This is a genomic window from Nostoc sp., assembly GCF_036917275.1.
GTDB lineage: Bacteria > Cyanobacteriota > Cyanobacteriia > Cyanobacteriales > Nostocaceae > Nostoc.
Genome location: NZ_JBALDF010000057.1, coordinates 54,608 through 66,868, shown reverse-complemented (window position 1 = coordinate 66,868; position 12,261 = coordinate 54,608). Strand labels below are relative to the sequence as shown.

The 12,261-nt window shown below is 39.2% G+C and carries 10 protein-coding genes; 8 read left to right on the top strand and 2 right to left on the bottom strand.

Annotation, left to right across the window (positions count from 1 at the left end):
- The first annotated feature begins 199 nt into the window (after positions 1 to 199).
- The 3 genes from V7K35_RS22140 (at position 200) to V7K35_RS22130 (ending at position 2,463) form a co-directional block, all read left to right on the top strand.
- On the top strand, positions 200 to 769 hold the full coding sequence (locus tag V7K35_RS22140; RefSeq protein WP_335081658.1) for a Uma2 family endonuclease: 570 nt from the start codon (positions 200 to 202) through the stop codon (positions 767 to 769).
- Positions 770 to 929: 160 nt separating this feature from the next.
- Positions 930 to 1,403 carry a DNA phosphorothioation-associated protein 4 gene (locus tag V7K35_RS22135; RefSeq protein WP_335081655.1) on the top strand — a complete coding sequence of 158 codons (474 nt, stop codon included), beginning with the start codon at positions 930 to 932 and terminating at the stop codon, positions 1,401 to 1,403.
- A gap of 79 nt (positions 1,404 to 1,482) precedes the next feature.
- Entirely contained in the window at positions 1,483 to 2,463 is a 981-nt protein-coding gene (locus tag V7K35_RS22130) for an HNH endonuclease (protein ID WP_335081653.1), read from the top strand.
- Positions 2,464 to 2,541: 78 nt separating this feature from the next.
- Here V7K35_RS22130 and V7K35_RS22125 read toward each other — a convergent pair whose 3' ends face one another.
- Positions 2,542 to 3,747, bottom strand: a complete 1,206-nt coding sequence (locus tag V7K35_RS22125; protein ID WP_335081650.1) for an AIPR family protein — start codon at positions 3,745 to 3,747, stop codon at positions 2,542 to 2,544.
- 123 nt (positions 3,748 to 3,870) lie between these two features.
- Positions 3,871 to 5,469 (bottom strand): DGQHR domain-containing protein, encoded by a 1,599-nt coding sequence (locus V7K35_RS22120; protein WP_335081648.1) that lies wholly within the window; start codon positions 5,467 to 5,469, stop codon positions 3,871 to 3,873.
- 188 nt (positions 5,470 to 5,657) lie between these two features.
- Between V7K35_RS22120 and dndC the strand changes: the two genes are divergently transcribed.
- The 5 genes from dndC (at position 5,658) to V7K35_RS22095 (ending at position 12,191) form a co-directional block, all read left to right on the top strand.
- Positions 5,658 to 7,331: a DNA phosphorothioation system sulfurtransferase DndC gene (gene dndC / locus V7K35_RS22115; RefSeq protein WP_335081645.1), complete on the top strand. Its 1,674-nt coding sequence runs from the start codon at positions 5,658 to 5,660 to the stop codon at positions 7,329 to 7,331.
- 75 nt (positions 7,332 to 7,406) lie between these two features.
- Positions 7,407 to 8,027 (top strand): Uma2 family endonuclease, encoded by a 621-nt coding sequence (locus V7K35_RS22110; protein WP_335081643.1) that lies wholly within the window; start codon positions 7,407 to 7,409, stop codon positions 8,025 to 8,027.
- 193 nt (positions 8,028 to 8,220) lie between these two features.
- Complete coding sequence (gene dndD, locus V7K35_RS22105; RefSeq protein WP_335081639.1) at positions 8,221 to 10,206, top strand: DNA sulfur modification protein DndD; 1,986 nt, start codon at positions 8,221 to 8,223, stop codon at positions 10,204 to 10,206.
- Positions 10,207 to 10,252: 46 nt separating this feature from the next.
- Positions 10,253 to 10,639: a DNA sulfur modification protein DndE gene (gene dndE / locus V7K35_RS22100; RefSeq protein ID WP_335081637.1), complete on the top strand. Its 387-nt coding sequence runs from the start codon at positions 10,253 to 10,255 to the stop codon at positions 10,637 to 10,639.
- A gap of 94 nt (positions 10,640 to 10,733) precedes the next feature.
- Positions 10,734 to 12,191 carry a DNA phosphorothioation-associated putative methyltransferase gene (locus V7K35_RS22095; RefSeq protein WP_335081635.1) on the top strand — a complete coding sequence of 486 codons (1,458 nt, stop codon included), beginning with the start codon at positions 10,734 to 10,736 and terminating at the stop codon, positions 12,189 to 12,191.
- Positions 12,192 to 12,261 lie beyond the last annotated feature (70 nt).

Below are 12,261 nucleotides of genomic sequence, written 5' to 3'. Positions count from 1 at the left end.
CAGCAGTTTTGATGTCTTTGAACCACATCTGTCATAAAGAAGTAGGCGCAAAGGTTTTTAACAGAACTGACGTAAAATACTTCTCAAATTCTTATTCTCTGTGTTCTCTGTGCCTCTGTGGTTTGATTTCCCGTTACCTGTACATAAATCTGATTTTAGTTACAGTTGAGAAAAGTGGCTTTTGAGAAGGAATAAGATTATGGTTGCAAGTCCAGACAAAAATTATATGTCTCCACAGGAATATCTGGAATGGGAAGAACGCCAAGAAATTAAATATGAATATATTGATGGTGAAGTTTTCGCCATGATTGGGGGTACTCTTCCCTATAATAATATTGCTCTAAACTTCGCTTCAGCGTTAAAAAGTCACCTGCGAGGGAGTGGGTGTCGTGTGAATATGGCGGATGGAAAAGTAGGTGTATCGGAGAAGGGGCCTTTTCATTATCCTGATGTTGTGGTGAGTTGCGATGAACGGGATAAACAAGCTATTCAATTTCTCCAATATCCTTGTTTAATTGTTGAAGTTCTGTCCCCAAGCACGGAAGCTTACGACCGAGGTAAAAAATTTACGCGGTATCGTCGTATTCAGACTTTGCAAGAATACGTCCTCATCGATGCTGAAAAAATTGCTTTAGATTGTTTTCGGTTAAATGAGAGAGGACTGTGGGAGTTACATCCTTATGAAGCTGGGGATGAGGTTCATTTAACTAGTGTTGATTTCCACTTTCCGATTTCTTTAGTTTATAAGGATGTTCAATTATCAATTTAAATTTCACGCAAAGGCGCAGTGCCAGGATGGACTATGTTAGTGGATCATTTGTTTGTTTAAGCGATCGCCTAAATACTAGTATAATCTGCGTAGGTGTAGCCAGGCGTAGGCATCGCTTGTAACTTTCGGTTAAAATAGCGACAATATAGATATTAATATCATGGCTGAAACTGGCAGAATCAGGGTTGCTAAAGATAAGGCTGAGTTGGTGAAAGATTTAACATCTTCAGATGGTGGAACAGGGCCTTTTAATACTTTTGCTGATGTAATTGTGTTTGCAGCAGCTTTGGGCGCAAAGCATAAAAGGCGGGTGGCTTTGGGAGAGATTTGTAAAAGGGAACCGTCGCCAATACCCCAAGAACAGTTTATAGTCAGGGGATATAATACGGTAATAAATTTAATAGCAATTGCTGAAACTCAAGATATAAAAGTTTTATCTCTCGAAGAAGGAAACAATAACGAAAACCGTAATTATATTTTTGAAGAATATGCCAATGGTGGACTTGAAATCTTACAATCAGAAATCCGGGGTGCAGTAGATTATTCTGAAAGGATTTTATTGATTCTCAGTTCTGAAAGGTTTCAAGATAACTCCCAAGAAGAGGATTTTGATTTAAGCAAATTTCTTTCATAAATCACTATCAATCCATATTTAATAATTACCAAAATACTGAGAAAACACTTGTGATTTATATTTAAACTAAAATGAAACAATGAGTAAAGCACAACAGCCACCAAGTCAGCTAGGTTTAGTTTATTATTGTGAATGTTTCTCTAATCTTAAGGTATATAAAACCCAAAAAAAGGGTGATGCTCTTAATAAACCCATATTACTTTTATCTATAATTGACCTAATTACCCAAGATTTAATAACAGATAATCGCATCACCATATCAGATGAATTAATTGATACCTTCAAGAAGTATTGGGAAGTACTTGCTTCTAATACTTTTAAGGGAAGTGATTTTGCCCTTCCTTTTTTTCATTTAAAAAATGATCGGGGTAAATTTTGGTATCTCAAGTATAGTTCTGAATATGATGGTGGTCGTCCGCAAACAATTCCCAGACTCAAGGAAGATGTTGACTATGCACATTTGGATGATGAACTATTTAATTTAATTCAAGATGAAATTTCTAGGCAAATATTAATTGATGCACTTGTTTCAGCTTGGCTGCCATCTGAAGATAATACGATTGAAAATTTTTTAACCATTAACCAAAATTTTCAAGATGTCCCCTTAAAAATAGAAAAAACCATTGAGTCTAGTAACTTAGATACTAATCCGAGATGGAAGTTAAGAAAAGCACTAATTAGAAATGCTTTTTTCAGGAAAGCAATTGTAAATATTTATGATTATAAATGCGCTTTTTGTGGGCTTAAAGTTACTAAATCTGTAATTCAAAATATCGTTGATGGCGCACATATAAAGCCATTTTCAGAATTCTATGATAGTAGAATTCATAATGGAATAGCACTTTGCAAAAACCATCATTGGGCATTTGATCGCGGTTGGTTTGCTGTAGATGAACAATACAAAATTATAGTTAGTAATGATTTGGAAGAAGTATCTCCCCATGCTAAAGCTATGAAAGATTTTCATGGTGAGACAATAATTTTACCAAATATAGAGCAACACTTTCCAGAATTGGAAGCACTTCAATGGCATCGCCAAAACATATTTCAATCAAGATGAAATAAATATCAAACTATACCCAATATAAGAGTTTAACTGTCAGTATGAGTATAGTTATTAACGCTCAGATAAGTTTAACTATTCAGTTAACTTCAACATGGGAACTAAAAGAAGGTTAGACCATGTTGAAGCAGAACGCCCAAAGGCAGCTGGATTTCCCCTCCCCTCATTTCTGTAGGCAGTTAACAAGTTATTCAGGAGGGTGTTTCCCATCTCATCCCATAACTTTTCTACAGGACTCTCCCACTTTCCATCTTTGATAAATACACGGAAGGCTGCAAGAATAGGAAATACAAAAGTAATGGGAAGGGTGTGATTAAATTGCTTACCTGTGATGAACTGATAAGTCTTTTTTTCAACACCGTTTAGCTTACTCAGCCCTTTTTGCCGATCATACTCATCACGAAGACACTCCTCAATATAGAGGACATCTTTAAGTAAAGGCACAATCTCACTAAAGTCTTCTTTTTTCCAATTCTTAATGAGAGTTCCGTATGCAGAGCAAGTTGCACTAGGATTTTTAGGTGAACCGTCTGAACCTCGCCAGGGATACAACTTATTATTAATGCAAGCAAGGCGACGAACCAAATCAGTCACATCGAATTGCTTATTTTCGCCCTCTCTGAAAGCAACATAAGGTTTACATCCAGCAGGAAGGTATTCTCCGATGATGTCCCAATCTTTAGCTAGGTTTTTAAGACTAAACTCCTCAACACTCTCACTAGTATTACGATACCTACTGATATTTGATATTTCTTCTTGGCTGATGTTGACCAGCACAAAAATTTGCACACTAGCATTTTCCAACTCTGAGAAGTCAGCCTTACCAGTTTGTTGGTTAAGTTTTGGTTTAGATCCTTTTGATTTTAATTTATCGTAATGACTGCGGGCTTTTGTGATAGCAGTGTAAGTGTGCCCACCATTTACGATACCATTACCGATGAAATTGTCTTCCTGTGCTTCCTCAGGACTAACAAGTAAAAGCTCAACATCAAACCCTCCGCCGGTGCCATGACCTTTAACCTGTATTGAGTCTGCAACAATTAAAATTCCATTGTTGTAGAAAATAAACTCTTCTGGCTTTTGTGCCAGAGTAGTCAACATACTTTTTACAGTCCGCCGATTTTCGTTGGCTAGTCTGGCATTGGGATCTAAAGGCAAACCTTGAGGTACTTCGCATAGAGGAACTGTCAGATTCCAAATTACTCGACTGGACTCTTTATCCTCTTTGTATGCTTTACAAGCAGCAGTAGCGAAGAAAGGAGCTGTTATTTTTGTAGCCATTTATTTTTCCTGCGCTCTACGGAACGCTTTGCTTATGTTTTATGCCCAACTGGACACTCACAAAATTATACACTTGTACTTTGGCTAAATGCAACTACAGAAACGTCATTTTATATACAATTCTTACAGTACAGGTGGAAGTCCCACTTGCTTGGGTTCAACAAACTTGCCATCAAAACCTATAGTTTTATCTTCCACAGTCCTAGCATCCGCTAAAGCCTTACGAAGTTCAGCACGTTCCATCTGTTCCTGAATTCCATCCAGAATATAAACCAATAGCTTCGCTGCCAAATCTCTTCCAGCAACCTGCACCCGCTTTTTATTTGGGTCATACAAAACCCCATACCAAAGAGATTGGGGATATTCCATACCACTAAAACCACCTTGCTGGTCAAACTTTCGCAGTTTCTTAAAAATATCTGCCAGGGAAAAACCTTTTTTAAATACCAAAATTCCTAAAGCTTGCGCTAATGCAACTTGAGCAACTGGACGGAAAAGCATATTTCCTTCACCTCCATCCTTCTCAAAGCTGAAGCGCCGTAAAGCTGGTGTATCCTCGTGTTCTAAAATTTTATAACTGGAAAGACTAGCTAAAGAATCAAATAGCTTGCTGAATTCCTTAATTCCCTGCTCAAGTTCTTCATCCTCTGGACGCATGGGAATTAGACCTTTTTCCAAGGGTTTCCAGTGAGGGAACTTTTGAGCCAAATATCGCTCAGACATATCTTGTAGAGCTTGCAATGTCGTCAAAACTGTAGAATTGGAGGCTACTGTTGCACTATTCCAATTGACGCGGGGATTGCGCTCTTGTCGTTGTTCTAATAATGGATGTGTAACTGCAATTTTTCTAGCAACGATCGCAAAACCATCATCTTCATTCAACTGTGTTAGTTGCCCTTTAGTCAAGGGTGCAGCCATCAGGTTAACATGAACAAAAATCGACCTCACCCTCCGCCTCGCCTGGGTGCGAGTTTCCCCAGCCGCTACCGCACAGATGAACTCAATACCAATTTTTTCTTTGGGTAAATTTTGCAAGTAAGCAAGGTCTACTTGGTACTTTTCTATCAAATCATTGACTGTAATAAAACTATCATCAGCACCTTTATCTTTTTTATAGCGCTGGAGTTTGCGAGTTTTAATTAACTCTATCAACCCCTGTACACCCATTAGTCGGTGTTGACCATCTAGCGCATAAATAGTTACATCATCCTCAGAAATATTCAGCAGACCTACTTTAGCGTCTTTATCTAGGGGGATGAAATCAGTAGTAGACTTGGTAGCGCGTCCTTCACTATCCCACTCAGCAGCTTTAGGATTATCCACCCACGGTTGATTAATTGCTACTAGCACTGGCGGAAATTTGTGATTTTGTCGAGCCGCTAAATACTGCACTAGCGGTGCTTGACGTGACCAATCAAGGGGACGCTGCTGAATTTCATCAATGGTATCCGCGTCAATCTCGACATTATTAGTCTCTGAATTATACTTTTTTTGAAACAGAGGTAAGCCAGAGGCGAAGTGAACCCGACCTGCAAACCATTCCAAGGTAACAGAACTAACATAAGCCTCAGTATCGCCCATCTCGGTTTTTTGAACGAGAATCTGATCTTTTCTTCCTAAAAACTTCTCTAGGAGTAAAGCTAGTACCTGTTTTTCCTTGTTTTCCCGTTCCTGGTATTCTCTAGCGATGTCAGCCGTTGGGTCAGATGCACTATCTTTCATGTTAAATTTTAAAAACAGAATAGGATTATGTCGTTTAATTATCCAAAAATTTGGATATTAGTAGTAAAGTTTTTAAAAACTTTTTTTAAACCCACCTCCGTGGGTTTTGTCTGTATAGCCGCGAATTCTATTTGCCTTATTCGCTATTCGCCGGGATATTATGCCAGTGTTTCCATAGAGAAGGAGAAATGACTACAGCACAACAACCAGAAAATAAAGCGAAAAATGCGGTCTTGGGGTTTCCCCAAGAGGAGCAATTTTTCAAGACAGGCCAGCAAACACGTACTGTAGCAGAGTTAGTGGACTATATCCAAGCTCTCACCACTGAAATTCAAGAATTGTATTGTTTAGATGAGATACCTTGGGTGGTGGGCTATTCGGGCGGCAAAGATAGTACTGCTACCTTACAGCTGATCTGGAATGCGATCGCAGCACTCCCTAAGGAAAAGAGAACTAAAACAATCCATGTTATTACAACTGATACGCTGGTAGAAAACCCTGTGGTCTCTGTTTGGGTACGTAACTCTTTAGAACAGATGAAAGTCGCTGCTAAAGAGCAAGAAATGCCAATTGAACCCCATTTGCTTTATCCTGCAATTAAGGATACTTTTTGGGTAAACTTAATTGGAAAAGGCTACCCAGCACCGCGAAACAGATTTAGATGGTGTACTGAACGCCTGAAAATTCAACCATCTGACAGCTTTATCCGTGCAGTTATTAGGTCTAGTGGTGAAGTAATTCTTGTCTTAGGTACACGCAAGGCTGAAAGTTCTAAACGTGCTGCTACGATGGCTAAACATAGAGAATCGCGGGTACGTGATCACATAAATACTAATCCCAACCGACCTAACTCATTGATTTATCTTCCTATTGAAGATTGGCGTACTGATGAAGTTTGGATTTACTTAAATCAGTGGCAAAATTCTTGGGGATATAGCAACAAAGACTTATTTATTATGTATCGAGGTGCAACAGCCGATAATGAATGTCCACTAGTTGTTGATACTTCTACTCCTAGCTGTGGTGATTCCCGATTTGGCTGCTGGGTTTGCACAATCGTTAGTAAGGATAAATCGATGGAAGCGATGATCCAAAATGATGAAGAGAAAGAATGGATGCAGCCTCTATTAGATATCCGTAACGAACTAGATATTAAAGATGACTGGGATAAGAGAGATTTTAGAAGAATTTGGGGAGATGTTCAACTATTTGAGCGTAATAAAGATGGGGAAACAACTATTGAACCAATACCTGGCCCTTATACCAAATATTGGCGAGAACATTGGCTCAGACGATTATTAGAAGCGCAAACCAAAACCCGTCATACAGCGCCAGAAAATATGCGCGATATCACCTTAATTACTCTAGAAGAAATGAGCGAAATTCGCCGCATTTGGTTAGAAGAAAAACACGAATTTGATGATAGCTTACCCCGAATTTATCAAGAAGTGACAGGGGAAGAATTTCAAGACCCCCGTCCTGGTGCTGACTATAGCCTACTAGGCCGTGATGAATGGATAGTATTAGAAGAAATCTGTGAAGGTGACGCGATGCACTTGGAACTCATGGCGAAATTGTTAGACACAGAACGCCAGTATCGCAAAAAGACTCGTCGCGTGGGAATATACGAAACGCTAGAAAAATGTTTTAATACGAGTTCACGTTCTCCAGAAGACGCGATTAAAAATGCTCGATTGAAACGCGAATTAAGCGAAGCAGTTAGTCAAGGCGACGTTGCAAAAGTCAAGCAGATGACTTTAGGCGATGTTGCAACAATCAATGAGGTAGATGAAGGTGAAAGTGAAAATGATGAAGAGGTAACTTGGGCAAGTATGAAATTTAAAAAGGAAAACTCAGAATAATAGAAGACGGGAGTTAACCAAACTACTTAAAGAACGCTTGGCAAAGTTGGGTTATCTTAAAACAAACGAGGTTCTATGATTCAAGCCATACACAAATTAGTAAATTTTGAAGATTTTGCAGCTTGGCGGCCTGAGGGTGGGAGATACGAATTACATGATGGCGTAATTGTTAAAATAGCACAACCAGTGGGAGATAATGAAGATGTTGTTGGTTTTTTGGCGCTAAATATATCTATCGAAATTGGGCGACAAAAACTTCCTTACTTCATTCCAAAAACTGTATTAGTCAAGCCATCTGAAGGTGAATCAGCTTATTCCCCAGACATTTTAATAATCAATCGACCAAATTTAGTGAATGAGCCTTTATGGAAAAAAGAATCAACTGTATCTCAAGCTACATCTACTCCCTTAGTTATTGAAGTTGTTAGTACTAATTGGCGAGATGATTACTACAAAAAATTAGCTTATTATGAAGCTATAGGTATTCCTGAATATTGGATTATAGATTATGCGGCTATAGGTGCTAAGAAGTTTATTGGCAATCCTAAGCTGCCTACTATATCCATTTATCAATTAATTGATGGTGAGTACCAAGTTACTCAATTTAAAGGCGATAGCCATATTGTCTCGCCTACTTTCCCAGAATTGAATTTAACCGCCGAACAGATTTTTCAAGCTGGAGGTGTGCAAAGCTAGCCACGCTTACGAATACCGAGACAGATACAATCACATTTCTTAACACTTAGTGATGGTATTATTTATATTTCATAGATAATAATTTCTCTCAATGCGTCAGACAAAACCATCTAATTAATTTTATCTGATTCCTTTCATCACAAACTTTCTGCTTTTGCGATCGCTGTCGAACTCATGTTAATCTTAAAAATCAATGATATTTCTTGAACTCGTTCTACAAAACTTTGGCCCCTACAGTGGTAAACAGGTAATTAATCTTAACCCAAAAATTGATGAGGAAACCTCACACCCAATTATCCTTTTAGGTGGTATGAATGGCGGCGGAAAAACCACTCTTATGGATGCGATTCGTCTCGCCCTTTATGGCCCCCGTGCCCAATGTTCTACCCGTGGTAATTTAAGTTATAGCGATTTTCTCAACCAATGTGTTAACAATAAAATTGATCCAGTTGCAGACACCCGAATTGAGTTGCTTTTTGAACATATTGAAAACGATAAACCAATAAAATACCGTGTTGTCCGTAGTTGGGTAAAAAATCCTAAAGATGGCAAAGATACGTTAGGTATTTTGGGTGACAGTGATACATGGCCTGATGCTTTAGTTAATATATGGGATGAATATATTGAAAATCTCCTGCCATTAGGTATTTCTAATTTATTTCTCTTTGATGGTGAACAAGTTAAAGAACTTGCAGAACAGGAAACACCACCACCAGTTGTAGTAGATGCAATTCGTGGACTTTTAGGGCTAGAATTGGCAGATCGTTTAGCAGTTGATTTAGATATCTTAGTTAACCGTAAACTTAAAGAAGTTGGTAATAGTAAAGATTTAGCAAATTTAGAGGAAATTGAAACTAGATTAACCCAACAGCAAGAAGATTATCAAAATACAGAAGAAAAAGTAGAAATTCTCAAAAATCAGGTAGAAGAATTAGAACAAAAGCAGCAAGAAGCCTTTGATAAATTCATTTCTGAAGGTGGGAAGATTGCAGCAGAACGCAATCAACTAGAACTACAACAGGATACAAAAACTGCGGAAATTGAACAAGTACGTCAGTCGATGTGTGAATTAGCGGCTGATGTTTTACCTTTGGCATTAATTCCTAATTTACTTACTCAGGCGCAAACACAGGGAGAAAAGGAATTTCGCCATCAACAGGTACAAATTTCTAAAGATTTGTTAATTGAACGAGATCAGCGTTTACTTACTTGGCTAAATCAAGTAGAAGTTTCTCTGATACAAGTTGAAAAAATCCAATCATTTTTAATCCAAGATATAGATAATTTATATGCAAAGACTATCCAGATAAAAGTACCTTGGCTATTAGCCGATGATGAGACTTTAACTCAGCTAGATAATCTTATATATCATTTACAAAATTCTAAACTTTCTGCAAAAGAAAAATTAGCTATTCTCAAAAATAAAGAAGAAGAAATTCATACTTTAGAAAGGCAAGTGCAAACAGCAGCAGCACCAGAAGATTATACGAAGCTGCGTCAAGCACTAGAAGCGGCCCAAAATCAAGTTGTTGAAGCTAAAGCAAATTACGAAACAATCCGCCGCCGTTTAGCTGAATTAGAAACTATTATTGCCAAGTCAAAAAAAGAATTAAGTGAATATACAGTAGAAAACATTAAACATAAAAATAGCGAACATATTATTACCTCTGCGGCTAAAGTTCAAAACACACTCAAGATTTTTCGTGAAAAATTAACCCTGCGAAAACTCAATAAATTAGAGGAGGAAGTTAAAAATTGTTTCCTTTATCTCTTGCATAAATCAGACTTGGTGCATCGCATCACCATTGATACTAAGACTTTCAGCCTTTTGCTTTATGATTTAAATGGTAAACCAGTGCCTAAACATCGTTTATCAGCAGGCGAAAAACAACTACTAGCGATCGCCTTCCTCTGGGGTTTAGCAAAAGTCTCTGGACACCGCCTACCAGTAGCCATCGATACACCACTAGGTAGACTAGACTCTTCTCACCGCAGTAACTTAGTTGAACGTTACTTTCCATCCGCCAGTCATCAAGTAATTTTGTTATCTACCGACACTGAGATTGCAAAGAAAGAAGTAGAAACACTGCGAGAAAACGAAGCGATCGCTCGTGAATACCTGCTCAAATACGACTCCTCCACCCGCCAAACAACTATCCAACCAGGATATTTTTGGTAATTCCCTTCTCTTCGCTATGCCTCTACGGTTCGTTAATTAAAAACTTATGGAATCACCAATAGAAAGAATTAAACTCTCCCAAACAGCCAAAGACCAACTTACCAAACTTAAGCGCAGCACAAAAATCGACCAATGGAATATCTTATGCCGTTGGGCGTTTTGTCGTTCCCTCGCAGAATCAACCGCACCCTCCCCCGTCGCAATCCCCCAAGATAGCAACGTCGAAATGAGTTGGCGCGTCTTTGGTGGCGAAATGTCCGATATTTTGCTCCTCGCACTCAAGCAACGCTGTCACAATGACGGCTATCCCACTGATAAAGAAACCCTCGCCACCCAATTCCGCTTACATTTGCATCGTGGTATTGGTTACTTAGCAGGTGATCAAAATATCAAGAAAATTGAAGATTTAATTGAACTGGCGGTTAAAAATTGAAAGAATATTAAGTAATAAGTGTCTTAAATTACGAATTACGTTAGCGTAGCGTTAGCGAGTATTCTAGCGTCATTACGAATTACGAATTATTCTTATGCCTGAAGCGCTAGAAATCGAGCGTCATAGAGCTGCGATCGCTCGCATTGATATATCTCGCCCTGTACGATTGGCTATAGAAGGGTCAATCCTCAATCAAGACACCACTTTTTTTGACTACGGTTGCGGCTACGGTGGCGATGTCCAACGAGTAGGCAACTTAGGTTACACCAGTGCAGGCTGGGATCCTTACTACTATCCCGATGTACCACGTACCGCCGCCGATGTGGTCAATTTGGGTTATGTCCTCAACGTGATTGAAGATTCAGAAGAACGCCGTCAAAGCCTTCGCCAAGCTTGGGAACTCACCGGGAAAGTTTTAATTGTCGCTGCTCAAATACTGATTAACGCTCCCAGCAAAACTCAACTTGCTTACAATGATGGCATTGTGACACGCCGCAATACTTTTCAGAAATATTACGAACAAGAAGAACTCAAAGCTTATATTGATGAAGTCCTAAATGTAGATGCAGTACCGATAGCACTAGGCGTATACTTTGTTTTTCGAGATGAAGCCCAAAAAGAAAGTTACAAAGCTATCCGCTTCTTTTCTACTACTTCTACACCGCGAGTCCGCATCCCTGTTAAGCGGTTTGAAGACTATCAAAAACAGCTGCAACCTTTAATGTCTTTTTTTACCAAGCGCGGTAGATTACCTGTGAAAGGCGAATTGGAAAATGAACAGGAATTACTGAGCGAATTTGGTAACTTCCGCCGCGCCTTTGGTGTAGTTTTGCAAGCTACTGATGAGGCTGAATGGGACGCGATCGCTTATCGTCGTTCTCTGGATATCCAAGTCTATCTCGCCCTCACTCACTTTGATCGACGTCCTGCATGGCAAAAGCTAGCGCCAGAAATGCGGCACGATATCAAAGCCTTTTTTAGTAGTTATGAAGAAGCTTGCCAAGTAGCCGACCAAAAACTTTTCAGCTTAGGCAAATCTGGGCTGATTCAAACTGCGTGCGAAAAAAGCAAAATTGGTAAACATACACGCGGTGCCCTTTACGTCCATGTTTCGACACTTGCTGCACTTGATCCGGTGCTGCGAATTTGTGAAGGTTGCGCTAGCCGCACCATTGGGCGTGTAGATGGAGCCACATTGATAAAATATCACACTGATAAGCCGCAAATATCCTATCTGTCTTACCCGGAATTCGACACCGATCCGCATCCGGCGTTAAAAGCCAGTATCGGTATTGATTTAAAAACCCTCTTCATAACTCATCGAGACTACGAAACTAGGGCAAATCCGCCGATTTTACACCGTAAGGAAACATTTGTTACCAGCAACTACCCACGCTACGAAGAATTTGCTAAACTCACGCAGCAAGAAGATGAATTAGGATTGCTCAAGGACAAAAGCGACATCGGCACTCGTGAAGGTTGGGAAAAATGCCTCGCTGCCCACAAGGTAGAAATCAGGGCACATCAGGTTTATTCAATTAAGGAAAATTAAGGAATAATCACACTGTTAGAGTATTGCTGATATGTATCTTAAATAAAGTAAATCTTAGCAAGTTTGTGTG